The organism is Opitutaceae bacterium (assembly GCA_015075305.1).
Lineage (GTDB): Bacteria > Verrucomicrobiota > Verrucomicrobiia > Opitutales > Opitutaceae > UBA6669.
Genome location: JABTUS010000004.1, coordinates 1 through 22,657 on the forward strand (window position 1 = coordinate 1; position 22,657 = coordinate 22,657).

Sequence of the window (22,657 nt, forward strand, 5' to 3'; positions counted from 1 at the left end):
GAGATGGCCGGGCGCGTCGCCGGCAAGCACGGCTGGCGCGACACCCGCCTGGCGGCGGTGCATCAGACGGTGGTCGCCCTCGCCGAGGAGATGTTCAGCCAGATGCGCAAGGAGGAGCTCATCCTGTTCCCCATCGTGCGGCAGATCGAGGCCGGGGCGGCCGACGGCAGTTTCCACTGCGGTTCGATCGCGAACCCCATCAGCGTCATGGAGGCCGAGCACGAGTCGGCCGGCAACGCGGTTGCGCGCCTGCGCGAGCTCACCGACGGTTTCGCTCCCGACGCCGAGAGCTGCAACACGCATCGCGCCCTGCTCGCGGGCCTGGCCGAGTTCGAGGCCGACCTGCACCGCCACGTGCACAAGGAGAACAACATCCTCTTCCCGAAGGCGCTCGCTCGAATTCCCGCGGCGGTGTAGGTTTGCAGCCGCGCATTGCGGTGCGACCGCTGGATTTGCTCGAAATCGGCCGGCTCTTGCTCAACGGTTCCGGCGCATGCGCATTTTGGTCACCGGCGGCGCCGGATTTCTGGGTTCCCATCTCTGCGATCGACTGCTTCGGGACGGACACGAGGTGGTTTGTCTCGACAACTTCTTCACCGGACGGAAGGGGAACATCACGCACCTGCTTTCAAATCCGTTTTTCGAACTCGTGCGGCATGATGTGATCGACCCCTTCAAGGTCGAGGTGGACCAGATCTACAATCTGGCGTGCCCCGCCTCGCCACCGCACTACCAGTACAATCCCATCAAGACGACCAAGACTTCGGTGATGGGTGCGATCAACTGCCTCGGTCTGGCGAAGCGGCTGAAGGCGCGGGTGTTTCAGGCGAGCACCAGCGAGGTCTATGGCGACCCCCATGTGCACCCGCAGACCGAGAGCTACTGGGGAAATGTCAATCCGATCGGCCGGCGCTCCTGTTATGACGAGGGCAAGCGCTGCGCCGAGACGCTCTTCTTCGACTATCACCGCGAGAACAAGGTCGACATCCGGGTGGCCCGCATCTTCAACACCTACGGTCCGCGCATGCACCCCAACGATGGCCGGGTTGTCTCGAATTTTGTCGTCCAGGCGATCCGAGGCGACGACATCACGATCTATGGCGATGGAACGCAGACGCGCTCGTTCTGCTATGTCGACGACCTGATTGAAGGTTTTGTGCGCTTGATGAATCAAACGGAAACCGTGGGACCTGTGAACCTCGGGAATCCCGGCGAATTCACAATGCTCCAGCTCGCGGAACTGACATTGAAGCTGGTCGGCGGCAAATCGAGGATCGTTCACAAGGCGCTTCCCCTCGATGACCCCAAGCAGCGCCGCCCCGACATTTCCCTTGCACGCAAGACGCTGGCCTGGGAGCCGAAAGTGCCACTGGAGGATGGGCTTAAGCGGACGATCGAATACTTCCGCGGCCATCTGGCAACGACCTGAAGTGCAGGTTGACCAGGAATGGCCTCCGCCTTCGGGCGCAGCGCAGCCCGGCCCAGCATGGCTGAACTGACGTCACCCCCGGGCATGCGTATGCAGGTCCTCCGGCGATTTTCCCCGGATTGCCCGGCCATGATTTGCCATTTGCCAACTCGATGAGGGTGTCTAGGATCGATTTCTTTCATGCTATCGTTCCTCCTCAAAGGCTTTTCCGGCCGGCACTATCGTAAGTTCCTGGAGTCGGCCAGGCCGCTGGTCGCACGAATCAATGAGTTTGAGCTGTCCTATCAGTCGCTGAGCGACGAGCAGCTTCGTGCCAAAACCGACGAGTTTCGCAATCGGATCAAAGCTGGAGAAACTCTTGATCAGATTCTGCCCGAGGCATTTGCGACGGTAAAAAACGCAGCCCGCCGGCTGGTGGGACAGACGGTAGTCGTGTGCGAACACGAGCTGACCTGGGACATGGTGCATTTCGATGTCCAGCTCATTGGCGGCATCGCCCTGCACCAGGGAAAGATTGCGGAAATGGCGACCGGCGAGGGCAAGACGCTCGTGGCGACGCTGCCGCTGTACCTCAATGCGCTGACCGGTCGGAACACCCAGCTTGTCACCGTCAACGACTACCTGGCCCGCCGCGACTCCGAGTGGATGGGCTACCTCTATCGTTTCCTGGGGCTCACCGTGGGCTGCATCCAGCAGCAGATGCCGTCGGCCGAACGGCACGACATGTACGGCCGCGACATCACCTACGGCACGGCCTCGGAATTCGGCTTTGACTACCTGCGCGACAACGGCATGGCCACCCGCAAGGAGGACCAGGTCCAGCGCGACCACTGGTACTGCATTGTCGACGAAATAGACTCGATCTTGGTCGATGAGGCGCGCACGCCGCTGATCATCTCCGGTCCCGCACCGATCGAGCGGGAACAGCCCTTCACCCGCGTCAAACCGAGCGTTGAGCGCCTGGTCTCGGAACAGTTGCGGCTCGTCAACCGACTGATTGCCGAGGCTGAGGAGATACTTTCGAAGCCGGCGCTTACGAACGAAGACAAGCAGGCTGCCGCGCGCAAGATGCTTCAGGTCAAGGTGGGGCATCCCAAGAACAAGAAGCTGCTGCGCCTCCAGGAGACGCCCGAGTGGCGCAAGCTTCTGGACAAGGTGGAAACCGAACTGAGTTCCGACCTGCAGAAGGAGGAGCTCTATCGCCTCAAGGAGGAGCTTTTCTTCTCGATCGATGAACGCCAGCACCAGGCCGATCTCAGCGAGAAGGGCCGCCTGCGTCTGCGCCCTGACAATCCCGATGCCTTCGTTCTGCCCGATCTAGCCACCGAATACAGCGAGATAGACCGTGACACTTCGCTGACTCCCGAGAAACGCGAGGAGCTGAAGCTGGCCTCGCAGCAGCGTTTCGCGGAAACGTCCGAGGAGATTCACACGATCTCCCAGTTGCTGCGCGCCTATTCGCTCTACGAGCGCGACATCGAATACGTGGTGCAGGACGGCAAGGTCCTGATCGTCGACGAAAACACGGGCCGCGTGATGCCGGGACGGCGCTGGTCGGACGGACTCCATCAGGCGGTTGAAGCCAAGGAGAATGTCGCCATCGAGCGCGAGACGCGCACGTACGCGACCATCACGATCCAGAACTATTTCCGCCTCTACCAGAAACTCGCCGGCATGACCGGCACGGCGGAAACGGAGGCCACGGAGTTCAACGACATCTACCGGCTTGCCGTGCAGGTCATCCCGACGAACAAGCCGTGCATCCGCGTCGACAGGAACGACTCGATTTTCAAGACCCGCCGCGACAAGTACGCGGCCGTCGTCAAGGAGATCGAGGAGGCCAACCGCCGCGGGCAGCCGGTGCTTGTCGGCACGGTCTCCGTCGAGTCATCCGAGGTGCTGTCGCGCATGCTCAAACGCACCGGCATCGTTCATTCCGTGCTCAATGCGAAGTATCACCAGCAGGAAGCCGAGATCGTCTCCCGTGCCGGTCAGCGCGGCGCGGTGACCATCGCCACCAACATGGCCGGCCGCGGCACCGACATCAAACTCGGCGAAGGCGTTCGCGAACTGGGCGGGCTCTTTGTGATCGGCACCGAGCGCCATGAGTCCCGCCGCATAGACCGCCAGTTGCGCGGCCGCTGTTCGCGCCAGGGCGATCCCGGACTCACAAAATTCTTTCTCTCGCTCGAGGACGATCTCATGCGGCTGTTCCTTCAGGGCAATCTCGCGTCGCGCCTGATGGAGGGGTCGATGAAGGAGGGCGAGGAGCTTGAGCACCCCTGGTTGAACCGTTCGATCGAGAGCGCGCAGAAGAAGGTCGAGCAGCAGAACTATTCGCAGCGCAAGCGCCTGCTGCAGTACGATGACGTGCTCAATCAGCAGCGCGAGGTGGTCTACGGCATCCGCAATGGCGCGATTCACTCAGCGAGGCCGAAGGACATCATCGCCGAACAGGTTGAAGAAGAGGTCGCCACAAGACTCGAAAATGCCGGGGTGGGTGAGAAGGTCGGGGCGTCCCAGACTGCGATGGACAGCTTTATCGGATGGGCGAACGGCACGTTTCCCATCGGACTCAAGGCCGAGGATCTGGCCGGCAACGATGTCACGCGCCTGGCCACCACGGTTGTTGAAAAGATCCGGGCCTCCTATGCCGTCAAGGAGTCGGTTGAGGAGCCGGAGGCGCTGGCCGCGGTCGAACGCTACATTGTCATCAACGCGATCGACCAGCACTGGCAGGAGCACCTGACAGAGATGGAGGAGCTTCGCCGGTCCATCGGCCTTCGCAGCTACGGCCAGAAGGATCCGCTGGTGGAGTACAAGAGCGAGGCGTACAAGTACTTTGAGGAGCTGATGCAGAATGTGCGCCTTCAAATCTGCACCGGCCTTTTCAGGAGCGCCTCGAACCTGAATGCGTTCGAGAACATGCTCGCGATCCTGAGTCGCAGCGCAAAGTCAGTCGGGCCAGCCAGCACCGCCGCACCAGCCCAGTCCGCGCCGCGCGGCGAGACGCCGCAGGCTGCGCGAGCCTCCGGCGGCGATGACGAGATCCAGCTTCCCAAGGTGACGGTTCGCCGGGAGGTTCCCAAGGTCGGGCGAAACGAGCCTTGTCCGTGCGGAAGTGGAAAGAAGTTCAAGAATTGCCACGGTGCCTAGGTTGAAGCCTGCCCCTGCGATTTGCGTCAACTGTGCTCCGCGCGCAGAGAGGGTGGTGGCGTTGTCCGGCGTGGCGGCAGCGGCCTTGTTTGAGATCGATGTGATGCGGAGAGCATGAACAACGCGGAGATCCTTTCGCTTGATCCGTATGATGCGCCTCCATCCTTCTGGAGTCGAAATGCCCATGCCCTGGCGGCGCTGGGTGTCTTTGCGGCAACAGTCCTATTGACTGTTGTTTCCTTCCCCCCCTGCAAGCTCCCGGAGGCCGGTTACGCCTTTGCGGTGCCGGCGATCTTCTGGGCCTACCGCAGGCCCTCCTGGAAACTCTATTCGCTGGTGGTCCTGGGCGCGTGCGTCGTTGCCTGGACACTGATTCTCTCCTGGCTTCACCATGTCTCGTGGATCGGGCTGCTCCTGCTTGGCCCGGTGATCGGGCTCTGGGTGGGATCGTGGTTTCTCGCGGTGCGGTGGACGATGCCGCAGCTGCTGGGCAGGCCGCCGCTGACCCGGATCCTGCTGGTGTTTGCTCTGGCTGCGCTGTGGGTGCTGAACGAATGGCTGCGGACGTGGCTCTTCTCCGGTTTTCCCTGGCTGCCGCTCGCGGCGAGTCAGTGGCAGCGCGTGAGCATCCTTCAGATTGCGGCATTCACCGGAGCGGGCGGGATTTCATTTGTGCTCATCGCGGTCAATCTCGGCTTCGGCGCCTATGCGCACCGGCTCCTCTGCGAAGGGAAACGAGGACTCAACCGGCGCAGCCAGGAATTTTTCGCCACCATGTTCCTGCTTGTTGTCTGCCTCAGCATTCAGATGCAGGAGACGATCAATCGCGGACAATACATCGTGGGCCTGGGAAAGGTGGCATTCGTCCAGCCCAACATTCCGTCGACGATCAAGTGGGACCCGGCGGAAGGTCCCGCGATAGTGGACACCCTGCAGACATTGACGCGACAGGCGGCGGCAAGCCGTCCCAACCTGATACTCTGGCCCGAGGCATGCACGCCTTGGGCGCTCAAGGGTGATGAGCAGACAAAAAACTGGACGGAGGAGCTGGTGGCTAAAGCGCGTGCCCCGCTCGTGCTGGGATCCCTTGCCATCGAGCATCCGGCCACACCTCAGGAGGCCTGGTACAATGCCGCGTTCCTGGTGGATCCTGTCAGCGGGGTTCAGCCGAATTACTACGCAAAACGGAAGCTTGTTCCCTTCGGGGAGTACGTTCCCTTCCGTCCCCTGCTCGGCTGGCTGCAGAAGGTCGTGCCGATCGGCAGCGATGATTTCATGCATGGGAGTGAACCCGGGCTCCTGCATACGACGCTGCGGAAGACCCCTGTTTCGATCGGTCCGTTGATCTGCTATGAGGATCTCTTTCCCCGATTGTCGCGGGAGAGTGTTCTGGCCGGCGCGGATCTGCTGGTGGTGATGACCAATGACGGCTGGTTTGGCGAGGATGGGGCGGCCTTCCAGCACGCGGCGCACAGCGTTCTCCGGGCGGTTGAGACGCGCCGTCCCGTGCTGCGCATCGGCAACGGCGGATGGAGCGGATGGATTGACGAGTTCGGAGTCACAAAGGCCGTCGCGACCGATCCGGAACAGGGAATCTATTTCAAGGGGGTTCGCGTCGCGGAGGTGCAGCGGGATTTTCGCTGGGTGGGCAGGAAATCGTTCTACGTTCAGCACGGGGACTGGTTCGTCCTGTTCTGCGGCGTTCTAGTTGTTGGCGCGACTACCCTGCTGCGCATATCACCCAGGCCTGAGGCGGACGAATCGATCGCGGGGCCGGCTGATCCGCAAGATCCGTGATGGCAAGGTAGATTCATGGAGGATATGGTTCCCAGCGCCCGTCCACGCTCAGGCAGACTTCGATCCGGATGTCGCCAACTACGTTGATCGCTTGGTCGACTACCTGCCTGCGCGATTGAGGCGATGATCGGGTCTCGGGATGGTTGATACGACTGTTGACGGGCATGACCCAAAGGTATTACCTTTGGGCCATGGTAAGGACTACGATCACGAGCAAGGGGCAGACGACCGTGCCCGTGGAATTGCGCCGCATCTGGAAGACGTCCGGGGTGCTCTGGGAGGTTTGCGAGGACGGATCGGCGCGCGTGCGTCCTGCGCCGGACGTGATGACCTTGTTCGGGGCGGCAGGGGATGGAAGGGGCAGGGATCCCGACGAAATGGCGAAGGCTCGCCGGGCGATGGGGTGCCGAAAGCGGCGCACATGAAGCGGCTTCACGTCGATGCCAACGTGATCCTGCGGTTCCTTCGCAACGACGATGCGAAGCAATCGCCCCGGGCGAGGTCGCTCGTCGATTCAGCTCAGCGGGGTGAGACAATTCTGATCCTCTCTTCAACCACGCTGGCGGAGATATTCTACGCGCTGCGCGCATCCTATCGCATGTCCCGCACGGATGCGGCCGATCTATTGATCCGTTTGCTGCACACCGGTGTCTTTGAACTGGAGGACGAGAACCGTATGCTTGACGCACTCGCGCGAGTTGCGCGCGCCAATGTGGATTTCGGAGACGCCCACCTGGCCGCCCTGGCCGTCTCGACTGGGGAGCCGATTGTGACCTTTGACCAGGACTTCAAGAAGTTTTCCGACGTCGTGATCCACGTGCCATGATGCGGCTGCAGGTGATGGTTCTCAACTTGTCGATCATCCCGTCGATCGAAAGATCTGCAACTTTTGCTGCCGGGGCGGGAGTTGCTGAACCCGCGAAACGCCTAACCCGACTTGTGCGTGGTTGTCGATAGTCGTCACTGTGTGCTCGCCCCCTCCGACGACTCCCACCCGCTGCGACGATCAAGGGGGAGCCGATTTCCCCCGGCGTCAGTTAGCGCTCCCTGCCAGGGAATGAGCATCGAAGCGGGTGTCAGATTAGATCGGGTATATCAGACGTAGGTTGACAAAACGTCAGGTATATTGGACGATAAAGCAGTGAGCCGCTCTCCTTCACTGCCACTTCCTGTCACCCACGCCCTGCGCAAGCTGGGCCGGGAACTCGCTTTGGCCCGGCGCAAGCGCGGGATATCGACCCGGGACATGGCGGACCGGCTCTTCGTGAGCCGCGACACCCTGTGGCGCATGGAACGAGGCGATCCCACCGTGGCCGCTGGCACGCTGGCGACGGCCGCATTCGTGCTCCAACTGCATGACCGGCTGGCCAACCTGGCCGCTCCGGGTGACGACGTGCTCGGACTGAGCCTCGATGAGCAGCGCCTGCCCAAGCGTATTCGGCGTCCCCGGGCATGAGCATCGAGGTGCACATCGACTGGCAGGGCGTGACACATCCCGTGGGGCGGCTGCACACGGCGGAGCGCAACGCCGCAGTGACATTTGAGTATGACCGCGAATGGCTGGCTCGTGCCGGCGCGTTTTCGATTGATCCCACCAGTCTGCCGCTGGGCTCCGGCCCGATTCACGGCGCCTCGCTGTTCGGCGCGATGCAGGACAGCGGTCCGGACCGCTGGGGCCGGATCCTGATCGAGCGGGCCGTTCGCAAACGCATCTTGGTGCGAAAGCCCTACCGCGATATTGATTGCGTCCTCGCGCTCGACGACACGGCCCGCATCGGCGCCTTGCGGTTCCGCACCGAGCCTGCGGGACCCTTCCGCGCCGCGACCGCCGGCAAGCTGCCGCCCCTCGTGAGCCTGGCCGTGCTGCTGCGGGCCGCCGACGCCATCCACGGTGAAACCGAAACCGCCGCCGACCTCCGGTTTCTGCTCGGCGCCGGCTCGCCGCTCGGGGGCGCCCGCCCCAAGGCAGCGGTGACCCTGGAAGACGGCCGGCTGGCCATGGCCAAATTTCCCAAGCCCGACGACGTGCGTGACATCGCGGCCGGTGAAGTGCTCGCCCTCCACTTGGCGGGACTCGCCGGCATCAACGTGGCTGAATCCCGGCTAGTCACGGCAGGTGGGCGCGGCGTGTCGGTCCTGACCCGCTTTGATCGCGTCGGTGCGCACCGCCTTCCCTTTCTTTCTGCGAACAGCCTGCTCGGGTTGCTGCACGGCGAGCCCGGCGCCTACACGCTTCTCGCCGACGGCATCCGCCAGTTCGGTGACAACGTGGCCGGCGATCTCCGCGAACTCTGGCGACGCCTGGTGTTTTCGCTGCTTGCGAGCAACTATGACGACCACCTCCGCAACCACGGCTTCCTGATGCGCACCGCGGGCAAGTGGTCGCTCTCGCCAGCCTATGACCTGAACCCGGTGACTGAAATCGAGCGCGCCCAGATGCCCAAGACCGCCATCTCTGAGGACAACCCCGACTCCAGCATTGAGGCCGCCATGGAGGCTGCGCCGCGCTTCGGCCTGAAGCCGGCCGCCGCGAAAGCCATCGTCCGCGAAGTGCACGCCGCCGTAGCCGGCTGGCGCACGACTGCGAAGAAACTGCGCCTCCCGGCCCGCACCCTCGACGCATACGCCTCGGCCTTTGAGCATCCACTGATGGCGGAGGCTGCCCGACTCCGCAGAACCTTCCCCCTGTGATTGATTCTCCGCTCCCGCTCGCAGTCCTCAAGGCTGAGGTGGGCAAGCTTGAAGACGACCTGCGGGCGCGATGCGAGGCGGACGCCGTAGATGGTGCGCCGCTGCAGGCACAGTATGAGGCGAGCTGGGTCCGCTCCCTGATGCTGAGCGCCACTCGGGTGATCGCTGTCGTTGCGCACGCATAAAAGTGGATTGATGAAGTTTCTGTCTTTCGCTTGAAGTCGCACCCCGGGAGAATCGTGGCGAATCATGTCTGCGCGAGCGTCCTCGAATGTCATGAAATGCCTCATTCCGCTCGTTGCTGCAGTATTGATCATCCTGGCTGTTGATTCTTCATCCGCCCGCGCACGGTCAGCCCAGGGCGGAGGCGCATGATCCTCCCTTGCTCTTCGATCTTGGCTCAGATCCTGGCGAACAGTTTGACATCGCTTCGCAGCATCCCGACATCCTGGAAAAGATCCGGGCCGCTGTTGCGGCTCATCAACAGGCGATGATTCCGGGTAAGCCTCAGCTCTAGAAATTTGCGAAGGTCGAAAGCGGCCAGGTATCACGGCCACTGCATTTGCCGCTTGCGCTGCCGGGACGGGAGTTGCTGGATCTGCGAAATGCCTAAGATGACTTGTGCGTGGTTGTGGACTGCCGTCGGTGTGTGCATCACTTCAATCTCTGTCTCCGGGGCGGTTTTCAGCGGCAATGCGGAGTTGAACCAGCTTGCGGATTTCAAGTCCGCCGGCTCCAACTGGAGCGAAGCCGGCGGCCTGGCGGGAGATCCACGCGAAGAAGGGGGATTCATCGCCCGCGCCGGGAAGGGTGTGATCGTGAATCAACCCAGTGAGGCGGCCCGTTCCGATCTTTACACTGAGTGGGAGCACGCAGACATGGAGTTTGAAGGTGATTTCCTCCTTCCCAAGGGATCGAATTCGGGAGTCTATTTCATGGGCAGGTATGAGATCCAGCTGTTTGACAGCTGGGGCAGACGCACGCCCGGCGTTCAGGATCTCGGTGCCGTCTATCCGCGCTGGGATGGAACGCGAGGCAAGGGCCGGGAAAGTTTTGACGGAGTTGCACCGCTGGCGAATGCGGCGAGGGCGCCCGGCCTCTGGCAGCACCTGCGTGTGGTTTTTCGAGCGCCGCGATTTGACGGGCAGGGCCGGAAGGTGGAGAACGCGCGCTTTACGCTCGTCGAAGTGAACGGGTTTCCGGTGCAGGTCGACGCTGTTGCCACCGGACCGACGCGGGCCAGCCACTTCAAGACTGAAGCGCCGTTTGGTCCGCTGATGATTCAAGGCAGCCATGGCCCGGTGGCCTTCCGCGGTCTGCGATGCACCGTGCCGAAGGCGTCTGCGGCGGTCTCAAACGGAAAACGCGGGCGCTCCGCGACGACTCCGATCATTCTTGAGGTCGGAGATCACGTGAGGATTCAGCGTGGGTTCGTGCCCTTTCAGCCTTACAAGCGCCTTTACGCCTGCTCGGTGGGGACACCGGAAGGAGGGAACTATGCCTACGATACCGAATCGTTTTCGGTGCTCCGTGTCTGGCGGGGTGGATTTGTCGACACGAGTGAAATGTGGGAGGACCGTGGGACCAGTCAGCTCGCCAAACCCGCAGGCCCCTTTCTGACCCTGAGTGGAGCTCCTGGCATCGCATTGATTGAGACGCCTGAATCTGACGGCTGGCCGACTGACCCCAGTCCCTTGTATGGGTTTGATGGATACCGGCTTGAGACGGACGGAACCCCGGTTTTCAGGGCACACCTCGCCGATTTGCGCCTGACGGATCGTGTGGCTCCCGCAAAGGAAGGAACCGGGCTGACACGCACGGTGCGGTGTGAAGGAAGGCTCCCCGGATGGAGCTGCTTTCTCCTTCTCGCGGAGTCCGATCAGATCACACCCGCGCCAGCTGGACGATCCGGTTTCATTGTGGGAGATCGCGAGTGGTATGTCGATTTTCCAACCGGGACAGAGCACACCCCGCTTGTTCTGTCACGCGGCGGCCGGCAATGGCTGGTGGTGCCGCTGACCAAGGACACTTTGGACAAACCCGTTTCCTACACGCTCGTCTGGTAACCTGAACCATGAAACACATTCTCTCTGTCTCCTGGATCGGGATCATTCTCATCGCGGGCGCTGCCCGCACTGCGCTGGCGCAAAACCCCTCGGCGGCGGAGCGTTTCGCTCCACCGAATTATTTGCAGATCGAACGGGAGGAGCGCTACTGGAAACGAACCTCTCTGCCGGTGCCTGAAGGTATCGTGCTCGAGGTCAGCGGAATTCTCCCCGTCGCCGGACAGCGTCTCCTCGTTGTGACGCGCCGGGGTGAGATCTACTGGGTGGATGGCGCCTATGCCGCGCACCCCCGTCCGACCTACACCCTGTTCGCCTCCGGACTTCATGAGCCGCTTGGGATCTGCGCTGCTCCGAGCGGCGGCTACTACGTCGCCCAGCGACAGGAGATCACGCACATCGTGGATCGTGATGGAGACGGACGTGCGGATGAATTCGACACGGTGTGCAAATTTCCCCTGAGCGGGAACTATCACGAATACGCCTTTGGCCCGGTGATGGCTCCGAATGGAAACCTGAGGGTGACGCTGAATGTGGGCTTTGGCAGCCCGACGCAGAGTGCGGTTCCCTGGCGCGGATGGGCGCTGGAGGTGACACCGGACGGACAGATGATCCCGATTGCGGCTGGATTGAGATCACCTGCGGATCATCTGGTCACTTCGAAAGGACTCTGGCTCTATTCTGAGAACCAGGGTGAATGGGCGGGATCGGGTCGGGTGACTGAGATTCAGCCGGGCGATTTCATGGGACACCCGGCCTCGCTGGCCTGGTCGAAACTTCCGGGATCAACCGTATCCTTGCGCCCAGACGATGTCTCACGCACCGGTCAGCCGATGCAGGAGGTTCTCGGTTCCATGCCCGGTCTGAAGCGACCGACGGTGTGGCTGCCGCACACCATCCTTGGAATTTCAACGGCCGGTTTGGTGGAGGATCGCTCGGGAGGAAAGTTTGGACCCTTCAGCGGTCAGATTTTTGTCGGCGACCAAGGGCAGAGCAAGGTGATGCGCCTTTCCTTCGAAAAGGTGAAAGGTGTCTGGCAGGGCGCCGTCCACCCGTTCAAGGAAGGATTTGAATGCGGTGTGCTTCGCCTCGCGATGGCGGAGGATGGGGTGATGTTTTCTGGAGAAACCGCACGGGGCTGGGGATCCGTGGGTCCGAAGCAGTATGGTTTGGAGAAGGTTGAGTGGACTGGAAAGGTGCCCTTTGAAATCCAGGAAATTCAGGCTCAGCCCGACGGGTTCATCCTTCGTTTTACCGAGCCGGTGGACCTGATTTCGGCTGAGAATCCGGCGAGCTACTCCGTTGCCGGCTTCACCTACAAGTACCATTACATTTATGGCAGTGCCCCCATCAATCGCCTGTCCTGCCCGATTCGGCGGGTCGAGGTTGCAGCGGATCGGAGGAGTGTTCGCATTGGCGCGATCTGTCTGCGCGAAGGCTATGTGCACGAGATCAAGGCGGCGGGAGTGAGATCGGCTGATGGAGCGGAGTCGCTGGTGCATGCTGTCGCCTACTACACACTGAACGAGATTCCCGATGGCGACCGATTGATCCCGGTGGAGAAGCAGGAGCGGGAATTTTGCGTGCCGCCCGTTCCTCCCTCCGCGAATGAGTGGACAAAAAAGCATCCGACCCTGAAGCCGGCTGCCTGGAAACAGTGGAGGGAAGATCAAGCGGTCATTCTGGGTACGCGTCCCGGAATGAAGTTTGACCAGGAGGAGTTGGTCGTCACGGCCGGAGAGCTGATTCAATTCGTGTTTCGCAATTCCGACGACATGCTGCACAATGTGGTGATCTGCCGTCCGGGGACCGGGCAGAAAGTGGGCGCTGAGGCGATGGCCATGGGCATCGATGGTCCCGCGCACAACTACGTGCCTGACACCGATGACGTGCTTTACCACACCGCGCTGACGCAGCCCGACAGCACCGACCGGATTTTCTTCGCGGTGCCCGAGGAGGTTGGAGACTACGACTACATCTGCAGTTTTCCAGGACATGCGGCGACGATGAAGGGCATTTTGCGAGTGCGAGCGCGTTGAAGGCGGTACCATCGCTGCGAGGCAGGCGTCGAGGCTGCGCTTCATCGGGGGAAGGGCTTCGCTAGCCATAGGTGCCACCGAAGGTTCGTTCCTTCGTGGCTGATCTTCTGGGGTATTTTCACTAACCGCTCACAGGCAGCATGTTATGAGGATGGTGGACCTTACTGGACTCGAACCAGTGACCTTTTCCATGTCAAGGAAACGCTCTAACCAACTGAGCTAAAGGTCCACAAGCTGACGGTCTGCCACTAAGCAGGAAAGGGGAGGGAGGGTGCAAGTAAAAATCTCACGCTCCGGAATGGGTTGCGAAGTGGGTGATGCACCGATCGCGATCAGCTGCGATTTGGGCTTTCAGCTGATCGACAGTTTCAAATCGCTTCTCTGGTCGCAGAAATGCCAGCCATTCTACAATCAGGCGATCACCAGCGTCGAAGTTGCATTGTCCGATGACGTGCGCCTCGAGGCGGGGTTCTGTCGCCTGCTCGACCGTGGGACGCAGCCCGTAGTTCGCAACTGCCGGGAACCAGGCGGCGTCGGCCTGCTCGGCGTCGCGGAGGCGCACGGCGTAGACACCGAACCGCGGTGCAAGGTCGGGATTCCAGGTCAGATTGAGCGTGGGGAAACCCAGGGTGCGACCGAGCTGTTTTCCAGGAACAACGACGCCTTCGGAGAAGTAGTTGTAGCCGAGCAGTGCGTTCACTTCGGCAATATCGCCTGCAACGAGGAGCGACCGGATGCGCGAGCTGCTGATGGCATCACCGTCGGCGTTCATTCTCGCTGTGCTGACCACATCGATGCCGAGCCGCGCGCCATCTTCCTGGAGAAACGGAACGTCACCCGTGCGGCCCTTGCCGAAGCGCCAGTTGTCACCGACGTAAATGGCGCAAAGAGTGGGAAGCCACTCCTTCAGGGATGACAGAAACCGGTCCGCGGGGATTGACGCAAACTCCCGGGTGAAGGGTTGCGTGATGACGGCGTCGAGTCCCAGGGAAAACAGCCTGCGCTCGCGGTACGCAGGCGACTGCAACTGGCGCACCGGGTTGTCGGGGGTGAAGAGCCGGCTGGGATGCGGCCAGAATGTGAGCACGGCTGACAGGCCGCCCTGTCTGTGCGCGGCGGCGATCGCGCCATTGATCACCACTTGATGGCCGCGGTGCACGCCGTCGAACATGCCGATCGCGAGATGCAGCGCGCGATTGAGATACGGCGCGGCCTCCTGTGGACTGGCAAAGGTTCGCCTGGCGTTCACAGGACAAATCCCGGTGGCACTGCGGACCTGGCCGGCAGGAGCCGGGATTCGATCTCCGAACGCGGCATGGCTTCGAGTTGCTCGATAGTGACAGCCTGTGCGACGTTGAAGGTGTGGGTGCCCGTGCGCCGAAGCGCACCGAGATGCGCCCCACAGCCTAGCTTCGCGCCGAGGTCGTGGGCCAGCGTGCGCACGTAGGTGCCCTTGCTGCATTTCAGGACGAAATCGAGCTCAGTCGGCGCAATGCGCGTGATCTCCCAGCTCATGACCCGGATGAATCGCGGCTCCCTTTCGACCTCCTCCCCCTTGCGCGCCGACTTGTAGAGCGGCACGCCGTCGATCTTGATGGCGGAAAACATCGGCGGCATCTGGTACTGGTCGCCGAGGAAGGTCTTCACTGCCGCGAGGATCTCCTCCTTCGAAAAGGCTGGCACGGGTCTGCTCTCAAGAACCTCGCCTTCGGCATCCTGGGTGTTCGTCACCGCACCGAGCTTGATCGTGCCGCTGTATTCCTTGTCGAGGCTTATCAGGTACTGCGAGGCACTCGTCGCCTTGCCGACAAGGATGATCATCAGGCCTGTCGCCATGGGGTCCAGCGTGCCGGCATGGCCGATGCGTTTCATGCCGAGCTTGCGGCGGACGCGGGCGACGACGTCGTGGGACGTGTGGTCGCCCGGCTTGTCGATCAGCAGAATGCCATCGAGGTCTTTTTGAATTCCGAGCATGGATCAAGCCGCCTGATGCGTGCGCTTCACTTCGTCCATCCGGGCATTGAGGGCCTCAATGAGGCGTGCCCTGTATTCTTCAGGAGTTGCTCCCTTGAGAGTCAGCCCGGCCGCGCAGGCGTGACCTCCTCCGCCAAATTGGGTGGCGATCTGGTCGAGCCGGATGGCGGGATCCTTTCCGCGCAGGCTGGATTTCACAGCACCGACCTTTTCCTCAATCAACACGCCAACCTCCACTCCCGCTATGGAGCGCGCGTAGTCGACAAGCCCCTCGGTGTCCTCGAACAAGGCGCCCGTTTCTTCGAACACGCCCAGGGGCAGGACTCCGATGCAGATCCGTCCATCGCTCTCCATGCGCAGGGATGCGAGAAAACGCTGCAGCAGCCGCAGCTTTGCGGGGGATTCGTTGTCGAATATCGCTGTCCCGATGACCGAGGGTTGCGCACCCCGGGAGACCAGTTCGGCTGCGAGAAGAAACGTGTTTCGCGAGGTCGAGTTGAAACGGAACTGGCCCGTGTCGGTGGTGATTCCCGCGTAGAGCGCCTGGGCGGTTGTCCGGTCAATGGGCAGGCCGCAATCGAGGAAAATTCCCGCGAGCATCTCGCAGGTCGCGGCGGCGGTTTTTTCGACGAGGTTGTTCTCCGCGTAGTTGGTGTTGGAAAGGTGATGGTCGATATTGGCGAACGGGCGCGGGTAGCGCGCAGCCAGGACGTCACCGGGCCTCGCAACATCCGCGCAGTCGACAAATATCGCGATCGCATCGGCGGGAGCGTCGGCCGCCTTCAGGAACGGCATGTCGCAGGCTAGAAACTGCAGCACGCGCGGAACCCTGTCCACATTTGCACAGACGACGGTATGCCCCAGGTTGCGGAGAACTGTCGCCAGAGCAACCTGCGAGCCGATGCAGTCGCCGTCCGGCTTTGCATGTCCGACGACGGCGACGGTCCGGCCCTTGAGGGCGGGCAGCAAAGCCGCAAAGGCTTTCGACTGGCTTGAGTAGGGTTGGGTGTTTGGTGTGTGTTTGTTCATATATCAGTTTTAGGCTCACTCCGCCGCATCGCCTCCCTTGGAATCGCGGACTTTTCGATCCAGCTCCTCGATCTCATTCAGCGCGCGCAGGATGCGGGCGCCGCGCTCGCCGGAATCGTCGAGGACAAATTCCCAGCGTGGGTTCCATTTAAGTATCACCCGCCTGCCCATTTCGCGGCGGATCTCCTCGCCGTGTTTGCGAAGCCATCGAAGGCGGTCCGTGCAGTGCGCGTCATCGCCGATGACGCCGACAAAAACCCTGCCCGTTCGGAGGTCGGATGCCACCTCCACTGAGGTGATGGTCAGCGTGACCGCCTCCGACTGGTGCTTTTTTCGAAGGTAGTCGCTCATTTCCCGCTGAACGAGCTCGTTGATGCGAAGGGTTCGATTGGACACGGTGAAAACGAAAGTGAAAGGGCTCCGCGATGACCGCAAGCGCCGGGATGCCAGGACGGCGCGATGGCCGTCCTGGCGTTTACCGATGCAGGGGGCGGGGCTGGCGGCTAGAGCGACGCCCTGACCTTCTGTATCTCGAAGACCTCGATCACGTCGCCGATCTCGTAACCGTTGAAGTCGTCAAGCTTGATGCCGCACTCCAGGCCGGCGCGGACTTCGTTGGCGTCGTCCTTGAACCGCTTGAGCGTGTCAACCTTGCCTTCGTAGACGGAGTCCTTCTTGCGGCGGACGCGCGCGCGGGAGTTGCGTGTGACCTTGCCTTCGGTGACGAGGCATCCGGCCACGAAGCCCTTGGCGAGCGGGAACGTTGCGCGGACCTCGGCGGCGCCGGTGCGGACCTCCTTGATTTCTGGATCGAGGAGATCGGCCATCATGTCGCGCACCTTGTCGCCCAGTTCGTAGATGATGTCATAGGTCTCGACGCGGACCTTGTGGTGCTTGGCGAGGGGAGTGACGCCATTTTCGAGCTTCGTATTGAAGCCGATGACGACCGCTCCGGATGCTCCGGCCATCAGGACATCGTTCTTGGTGACGAGGCCCACGTCGGTTGAGACGATCTCGAGGGAGACCTTGGTGCTCTTGATTCCCTCGAGCACGCTACGCACGGCTTCGGACGAGCCGAAGACGTCGGTCTTGATGATGACCTTGAGCGTCTTGCTCTGGGTCGCCGCGATGTCGGCGAACAACTGCTCGACAGAGACATTTTTTGGCTGGGCAGCCTGGGTTGATGCCTCCTTGCGGGCTTCATGCCGGACCTCCTCGGCGAGTTTTTCGGCTTCCCGCGGATTCTTGACGGCGCGGAACTGTGAACCGCTTTCCGGCGTGCCTGACCATCCGATGATGCGCACGGGGGTTGACGGAGGAGCTTCCTTGAGGTTCCTGCCCTGATCATCGAACATGGCGCGGACCTTTGCCCAATGAGGACCGCAGACGAGGGCATCGCCGATCTTCAGTGTGCCGCGCTGAACGATGACAGTCGCCAGGGGGCCGCGCCCCACGTCGACCTGGGATTCGATAATGACGCCCGTGGCGTCCGCCTTGGGATTCGCCTTCAGTTCGAGAACGTCGGCCTGCAACAGGACGTAATCCAGCAGTTCCGTGATGCCCGTGCCCTTGATTGCTGAAACAGGGACCGTGATGGTTTCGCCGCCCCAGTCCTCGGCAGCGATTCCGCGCTCCTGCATCTGGGTTTTCACGCGGTCAAGGTTGGCTCCCTTCACGTCCATCTTGTTGACGGCAACCATGAGGGTGACCTTGGCGTTCTGGGCATGGCTGAGCGCCTCGTCGGTCTGGGGCATGAAGCCGTCATCGGCGGCGACGACCAGAATGGCGATGTCGGTGACATTGGCGCCGCGCGCGCGCATCTTGGAGAAAGCCGCGTGGCCGGGTGTGTCGAGAAAGGTGATTTTGCGGCCGGAGTGCTCGATCTGGTAGGCACCGATGTGCTGGGTGATTCCGCCGGCTTCGCCCTCGGCGACATGGGCCTTGCGGATGGCGTCGAGCAGGGATGTCTTGCCGTGGTCGACGTGACCCAGGATGCACACGACCGGTGGCCGTGGAGCCAGATTTGCCGGGTCATCGACGTCGGGCTTCTCCTGTTTGGCGCGCGCCTTTTCCTTGGCGGCCTGCTGGGTTGCGGCATCGCCGCGGTGCTTGATTTCCAGCAGGTAGCCGTGGTTCTCGGCAACCTTGGTGGCGACCGGTTCATCCAGGCTTTGCGTCATCGACGCAAAGATGCCCATTTCCATCAGTTCGGAGATGAGCTTGAAGGGCTTCAGCCCCAGCGCCGATGCGAAATCCCGCACAACAATCGGCGGCTTCATGTGGATGACCCTGATGTCGCCCTGCTGGGTGTACGTGGCTACGGGAAGGGCCGGTTGTGCCGGAGGAAACTGAGCGATGGGGGTGGACGGCGCTGGAATCCTTGGAAGTGAGGGCGGTGCGGCGGGGCGCGGAGGCACCGCGTGGGGTGGCGGAACGGGGGGTGGGCTGAACGCGGGTGGAGTTGGAGCGACAGCCGGTGCCCGCACGATCGGCGGAGGAGGGATGGGTGCGGACGGCGGCGGTGGCGGCATGCGCAGCGGCACGGAAGCGGGTGGAGGAACCGGATGGGGAGCGACCGGCGGAGCGATGGTGCCTCTCAAGGGCGCTGGGGGCGGGCGTGCGGGAAGCGCGGGTGGTGTTGAGAGCGGCGTTGGCGCTGGCACGATCGGAGGGGCTGTCGGCGTGGGAGCACTTGGAGCCGGCGAAGCGCTGGCCGCCGCGGCCGCGTTCCTGGCCTCCTCGCGCTCGCGGGCGATGTCCTCCTTTGTCTTTACGAAAATACCGAACGGAGCCTTGGCGGGTTCCGTCGCATCAACCGGCGCATCCTCCACGGGCGCGGCAGGCGGTGCGTCGGCCGTCCTCGAGGCGAACTCCTTGTCGACCTCTTCCTCGTAGATCTTGCTGACCGTACTGGAAACCGACCGGGTATTCGCGGACACGTAGCCACGCTCCTTTAGGAAGGCCAGCATCTCCTTGCCTTCCATGTTATGCCGCTTGGCTAGTTCGTGAATACGGATGCTCATCGTGTGGTGCCGGGCGCGAGTGAATTAAGTGTGGTTGGACTGGGAGTTTCGTGAAGCCTGGGGTTCAGGAAGTTTGACTGTGCACGCGTGCCAGGATGGCCTCAGCCTCCTCGACGGTGAAGTTTGCGCTGACCAGATCGTCGGTTGCGATGCCTTCGAAGGCCGCTGGCGAGGTCACTCCGATCGCGACGAGCCTGCCGGCCAGAGCCTGATCGAATCCGAAGGTCGAAACCAGAGCATTGATGCCTGCCGTGCGCGGATCCGCGACCTGGGTCTTGAACTCCTCGACCTCGAGGCGCCAGCCGAGAAGCCGCGAGGTGAGGCGCACGTTCTTGCCTCCCTTGCCAATGGCGACGGCCAGATCGTCAGAAGCGACACGCACCAGGATTCGACGGTTCTTCTCGTCGAACTGGAGGTCGCGGGGCACAGCGGGGCGCAAAGCCTCAATGACCATTTGTTTCGGATCGGCGTAATAGTTGATGATGTCGATTTTTTCGCCATTGAGCTCGCGCACAATGGTCTTCACACGGGCGCCACGTGCTCCGACGCAGGCCCCCACGGGATCGACCTTGGGGTCCTTTGAGGTGACGGCCATTTTCGTCCGGTACCCGGGCTCCCTCGCGAAGGACTCGATCTTGACGGTTCCGTCAGCGATTTCGGTGACTTCCACTTCGAATAATCGCCGGACAAAGCGTGGGGAGGACCTGCTGAGGACGAGTTCGGGACCACGCGGGCTGTTTTCAATCTCGAGCAACAGACAGCGAATGCGGTCGCCCGGCTGGTATTCCTCCGTCGGCACCTGCTCCTTGCCAGGCAGGATTGCCTCGGCCTTGCCCAGGTCGATAAAGATGTCGTTGCGCTCCTTCCGCCTCACCGTGCCCGTCACGATGTTGCCGACCATGTCCTTGAAATCGTCGTAGATGCGCTCCTTCTCAAATTGCCGAAGCCTCTGCATGACAGCCTGCCGTGCGGTCTGCGCGGCGATGCGGCCCAGCGTCGAAGGATCGATTTCCTTGTCGATGAACTCGCCGATCTGCACACCCGGCTGAACCGCCTGGGCCTTTTCAACGTGGATCTCCGTCCGGGGATTGCTGACGGAATCGACAACCTTTAGCACTGACCAGGCCTTCAGCTGACCGTTTCGAGGATTGATCTCTATCTTCAGCTCCTGGCCGGAGTTAACTCCCTTGAGTGCGGCCGCCTTGATGGCATTCACGATCGCTGCTATCATGTCGGCACGACCGATCCCCTTTTCCTTCTCCATGTACTCGAGGACAGATAGAATTTCGTTGCTCATAGGGAGTGTAGTTTAAAGAGAAAAAAAAGGCGGGCCAAAGGCCCACCTCATTTGAAAGTGACCGTGACTGGAAACGGGTTAGTTAGCCTGCCGCAAAAACCCTTGTCAAGCCCTCGACCCCGCCGGAGCAGGGTGTGGTGGAAAGGGGGTGAAGTGGGTCGGTGAGAAATTGAACCGGCGTTGTGGCGCAACGCGCGAACCCTGGGCATGACAAAGCATGCCCCTCCAACGGAGGGGAATGCTTGCGATGGGTGAGGGGCATGCGATGGGGAGTAGGCGGGTTGCAACCAAAGGGTCGATAAAATCAGAGGGAAACAAGAACAATGATGGAGGGGCACGCTCCGTCGTGGCCTTGGGATGTACGATGAAATCGGAAGAGTTTCACGCGGAGACGCGGAGGACGCGGAGAAGAATTTTGTGTAGTTTGGAGGGGCACGCTCCGTCGTGACCAGGGATCGCGCGTTGCGCCACAGCGCCGGAAAAATTCCGCGCCGAGCCAGCGGCAAGGAGCCGGCTTGCTCGCCGTATATAGAAGAGAAATAGCATCGAATTGCAGGTCCCTGAAGTCGTGATTTGATCATGGATGATCATTCATTTTCCGCCCAGGCCTGCTTCCGCCGGAGCCCGGTGCTGACGCTGCTCATGCGACAGGATGCTGGAGAGAAAATATAGAATGGAATTATGCTTGATATGTACGTTGGATCGATTTGCATATACAGCCTATGCCATTCATTGATAAACTGAATCAGCTTGAGACGGCCCGCGCGAAGCTCGCGGAAATGGAAAGCACGATCACTGCGGAGCGGACCGCCGCGCTGGCCAGTCTGCCAGCCGACTTTGGGTACCCTGATCTGAATTCGTTCATACGCGCCTTGAAGCTGGCGCAGCGCTCGCGCGGTGGTCGCCGCAAGGGTGCGCGTTCGGCCAGGGCGGGAAAGTCCGGACGTCGTCCGCGGGCCAGGATTACAGATGAGACAAGAGCACAGGTTCGATCCATGGTCGAGGCGGGGAAGACGGGTTTGGAGATTTCGAAGGAACTCAGGATTTCCCTTCCAAGCGTCCAGAATATCAAGACGGCGCTGGGCCTCGTGAAGGCCAGGGGCGCGAAGGCAGGCTGAGGATTTCGAAGTCCATTCAGACAACCTCCGTCGAAAACACGGATGTTTTTTTGCGTCTTGCGCGGGTGGAACCGGGGGCGCTGGATTGCTGCATGTCTTACGTGCAGGCCAATACGAATGGGCGGCTTCATCCGGCGGACGAGCCATCGATATCGCCGCTCAATAGAGGCTTCCTCTATGGCGATGCCATTTACGAAGTCTGGCGAACCTATGAGAACGTCCTCTTTGCATGGGAGGAGCATTGGGTTCGACTGGAGCGTTCGGCATCCTCGCTCTTCATGACGATTCCCGTCACCCGGTTGTCCCTGCTGGAGGAAGTCAGGAGGACGGTCTCGGCCTTTCGGGCGCGTGTGAAGGATGCTCCCGATGTATACGTGCGACTTCAAATCACCCGGGGCGGCGGAGCGATCGGGCTGGACACCCGGCTTGCTGACAAGGCTGACTATCTGATACTGGTGCAGGCCAATCCGAAGCTGACGCCGGAGAAGCTTCGAGCGGGTCTTTTCCTTTCGCTGGCGACTTCCCTGCGTCGGAATCCCCGGGACTCCCTCAATCCCGCGTGGAAAACCGGCAACTACCTGAACAATATTCTTTGCCTGCGTGAAGCGCGTGCGAAGGGCGCTGATGAAGTGGTGATCTGCAATCTCGATGGAGAAATCACCGAGGCCGCGGTGAGCAATATTGCCTTTGTTAAGCATGGAATAGTCGTCACGCCTCCGGCCGAGTCGGGAATCCTGGAAGGGGTGACGCGACGAATCCTGATTTCCCATGTTGCCGCATCAGCGGGTGTCAGCATTGAACAATGTGCGATCAGGCCGGCAGAACTTGGTGAATTCGAGGAGTGCTTTCTAATGTCGACCACGAAGGATATCGTCCCGGTGCGAGCCATCGACGACTGTGCGTTTCACGTGGGGGACAATACCGTGACGATGACACTAAAGCGGGAATTCGCGAAGCATGTGGCGAATTATGTTGCCACGCACCAAACAGCCCTGTGGGTGCCCGAATCCTGACGGAGCAGCGGCTCCACGCCAGCGGTCG

General features: G+C 61.5%; 20 protein-coding genes and 1 tRNA gene. 14 read left to right on the forward strand and 7 right to left on the reverse strand.

The features are described 5' to 3' along the window. The 12 genes from HS122_08760 to HS122_08815 all read left to right on the forward strand — a co-directional run. The coding region (locus HS122_08760) for a hemerythrin domain-containing protein (protein ID MBE7538489.1) at positions 1–417 on the forward strand (417 nt) is incomplete at its 5' end. Between the two features lie 76 nt (positions 418–493). Then, the gene (locus HS122_08765) at positions 494–1,429 is read left to right on the forward strand and encodes an SDR family oxidoreductase (protein MBE7538490.1); all 936 of its coding nucleotides are present in this window, start codon (positions 494–496) and stop codon (positions 1,427–1,429) included. 180 nt (positions 1,430–1,609) lie between these two features. Continuing rightward, positions 1,610–4,585, forward strand: coding sequence for a preprotein translocase subunit SecA (gene secA, locus HS122_08770; GenBank protein ID MBE7538491.1), 2,976 nt, complete (start codon positions 1,610–1,612; stop codon positions 4,583–4,585). A gap of 114 nt (positions 4,586–4,699) precedes the next feature. After that, positions 4,700–6,382, forward strand: coding sequence for an apolipoprotein N-acyltransferase (gene lnt, locus HS122_08775; GenBank protein ID MBE7538492.1), 1,683 nt, complete (start codon positions 4,700–4,702; stop codon positions 6,380–6,382). A 164-nt stretch (positions 6,383–6,546) separates the two neighbouring features. Beyond that, positions 6,547–6,807, forward strand: a complete 261-nt coding sequence (locus HS122_08780; GenBank protein ID MBE7538493.1) for an AbrB/MazE/SpoVT family DNA-binding domain-containing protein — start codon at positions 6,547–6,549, stop codon at positions 6,805–6,807. Beyond that, entirely contained in the window at positions 6,804–7,208 is a 405-nt protein-coding gene (locus tag HS122_08785) for a PIN domain-containing protein (protein ID MBE7538494.1), read from the forward strand. The genes HS122_08780 and HS122_08785 overlap by 4 nt, the downstream gene beginning before the upstream one ends. 315 nt (positions 7,209–7,523) lie before the next feature. Further along, positions 7,524–7,838: a helix-turn-helix transcriptional regulator gene (locus tag HS122_08790; protein MBE7538495.1), complete on the forward strand. Its 315-nt coding sequence runs from the start codon at positions 7,524–7,526 to the stop codon at positions 7,836–7,838. Further along, entirely contained in the window at positions 7,835–9,073 is a 1,239-nt protein-coding gene (locus tag HS122_08795; GenBank protein ID MBE7538496.1) for a type II toxin-antitoxin system HipA family toxin, read from the forward strand. Before HS122_08790 ends, HS122_08795 begins: the two co-directional genes overlap by 4 nt. Continuing rightward, positions 9,070–9,258: a hypothetical protein gene (locus tag HS122_08800; protein MBE7538497.1), complete on the forward strand. Its 189-nt coding sequence runs from the start codon at positions 9,070–9,072 to the stop codon at positions 9,256–9,258. Before HS122_08795 ends, HS122_08800 begins: the two co-directional genes overlap by 4 nt. Before the next feature lie 197 nt (positions 9,259–9,455). Next, positions 9,456–9,590 carry a hypothetical protein gene (locus tag HS122_08805; protein ID MBE7538498.1) on the forward strand — a complete coding sequence of 45 codons (135 nt, stop codon included), beginning with the start codon at positions 9,456–9,458 and terminating at the stop codon, positions 9,588–9,590. A gap of 88 nt (positions 9,591–9,678) precedes the next feature. Beyond that, entirely contained in the window at positions 9,679–11,139 is a 1,461-nt protein-coding gene (locus tag HS122_08810; GenBank protein MBE7538499.1) for a DUF1080 domain-containing protein, read from the forward strand. Positions 11,140–11,147: 8 nt separating this feature from the next. After that, a complete protein-coding gene (locus HS122_08815) occupies positions 11,148–13,175 on the forward strand; it encodes an auracyanin family protein (GenBank protein ID MBE7538500.1) in 2,028 nt (675 codons plus the stop codon). 152 nt (positions 13,176–13,327) lie between these two features. Here the strand turns inward: HS122_08815 and HS122_08820 are convergent. The 7 genes from HS122_08820 to nusA all read right to left on the reverse strand — a co-directional run bounded on the left by HS122_08820 (position 13,328) and on the right by nusA (position 20,498). Further along, a tRNA-Val gene (locus tag HS122_08820) sits at positions 13,328–13,404 on the reverse strand. 57 nt (positions 13,405–13,461) lie between these two features. Next, positions 13,462–14,346: a riboflavin biosynthesis protein RibF gene (ribF, locus tag HS122_08825; protein MBE7538501.1), complete on the reverse strand. Its 885-nt coding sequence runs from the start codon at positions 14,344–14,346 to the stop codon at positions 13,462–13,464. A gap of 74 nt (positions 14,347–14,420) precedes the next feature. Beyond that, positions 14,421–15,149, reverse strand: coding sequence for a tRNA pseudouridine(55) synthase TruB (gene truB, locus HS122_08830; protein ID MBE7538502.1), 729 nt, complete (start codon positions 15,147–15,149; stop codon positions 14,421–14,423). Between the two features lie 3 nt (positions 15,150–15,152). Then, the gene (locus HS122_08835) at positions 15,153–16,178 is read right to left on the reverse strand and encodes a DHH family phosphoesterase (protein MBE7538503.1); all 1,026 of its coding nucleotides are present in this window, start codon (positions 16,176–16,178) and stop codon (positions 15,153–15,155) included. 15 nt (positions 16,179–16,193) lie between these two features. Beyond that, on the reverse strand, positions 16,194–16,574 hold the full coding sequence (gene rbfA / locus HS122_08840; GenBank protein MBE7538504.1) for a 30S ribosome-binding factor RbfA: 381 nt from the start codon (positions 16,572–16,574) through the stop codon (positions 16,194–16,196). Between the two features lie 107 nt (positions 16,575–16,681). Further along, positions 16,682–19,201, reverse strand: coding sequence for a translation initiation factor IF-2 (gene infB, locus HS122_08845; protein MBE7538505.1), 2,520 nt, complete (start codon positions 19,199–19,201; stop codon positions 16,682–16,684). A 64-nt stretch (positions 19,202–19,265) separates the two neighbouring features. After that, complete coding sequence (gene nusA / locus HS122_08850; protein MBE7538506.1) at positions 19,266–20,498, reverse strand: transcription termination factor NusA; 1,233 nt, start codon at positions 20,496–20,498, stop codon at positions 19,266–19,268. 722 nt (positions 20,499–21,220) lie between these two features. On the opposite strand from nusA, the gene HS122_08855 reads away from it, so the two are divergent. Further along, complete coding sequence (locus tag HS122_08855; protein ID MBE7538507.1) at positions 21,221–21,616, forward strand: helix-turn-helix domain-containing protein; 396 nt, start codon at positions 21,221–21,223, stop codon at positions 21,614–21,616. 92 nt (positions 21,617–21,708) lie between these two features. Next, a complete protein-coding gene (locus HS122_08860) occupies positions 21,709–22,629 on the forward strand; it encodes an aminotransferase class IV (GenBank protein ID MBE7538508.1) in 921 nt (306 codons plus the stop codon). Positions 22,630–22,657 lie beyond the last annotated feature (28 nt).

Bases quoted from the DNA above. Each gene is read 5' to 3' on its own strand.
- HS122_08765 (MBE7538490.1), top strand. From the start codon at position 494: ATGCGCATTTTGGTCACCGGCGGCGCCGGATTTCTGGGTTCCCATCTC.
- secA (MBE7538491.1), top strand. From the start codon at position 1,610: ATGCTATCGTTCCTCCTCAAAGGCTTTTCCGGCCGGCACTATCGTAAG.
- lnt (MBE7538492.1), top strand. From the start codon at position 4,700: ATGAACAACGCGGAGATCCTTTCGCTTGATCCGTATGATGCGCCTCCA.
- HS122_08780 (MBE7538493.1), top strand. From the start codon at position 6,547: ATGACCCAAAGGTATTACCTTTGGGCCATGGTAAGGACTACGATCACG.
- HS122_08785 (MBE7538494.1), top strand. From the start codon at position 6,804: ATGAAGCGGCTTCACGTCGATGCCAACGTGATCCTGCGGTTCCTTCGC.
- HS122_08795 (MBE7538496.1), top strand. From the start codon at position 7,835: ATGAGCATCGAGGTGCACATCGACTGGCAGGGCGTGACACATCCCGTG.
- HS122_08810 (MBE7538499.1), top strand. From the start codon at position 9,679: ATGCCTAAGATGACTTGTGCGTGGTTGTGGACTGCCGTCGGTGTGTGC.
- HS122_08815 (MBE7538500.1), top strand. From the start codon at position 11,148: ATGAAACACATTCTCTCTGTCTCCTGGATCGGGATCATTCTCATCGCG.
- ribF (MBE7538501.1), bottom strand. From the start codon at position 14,346: ATGTTCGACGGCGTGCACCGCGGCCATCAAGTGGTGATCAATGGCGCG.
- truB (MBE7538502.1), bottom strand. From the start codon at position 15,149: ATGCTCGGAATTCAAAAAGACCTCGATGGCATTCTGCTGATCGACAAG.
- HS122_08835 (MBE7538503.1), bottom strand. From the start codon at position 16,178: ATGAACAAACACACACCAAACACCCAACCCTACTCAAGCCAGTCGAAA.
- infB (MBE7538505.1), bottom strand. From the start codon at position 19,201: ATGAGCATCCGTATTCACGAACTAGCCAAGCGGCATAACATGGAAGGC.
- nusA (MBE7538506.1), bottom strand. From the start codon at position 20,498: ATGAGCAACGAAATTCTATCTGTCCTCGAGTACATGGAGAAGGAAAAG.
- HS122_08855 (MBE7538507.1), top strand. From the start codon at position 21,221: ATGCCATTCATTGATAAACTGAATCAGCTTGAGACGGCCCGCGCGAAG.
- HS122_08860 (MBE7538508.1), top strand. From the start codon at position 21,709: ATGTCTTACGTGCAGGCCAATACGAATGGGCGGCTTCATCCGGCGGAC.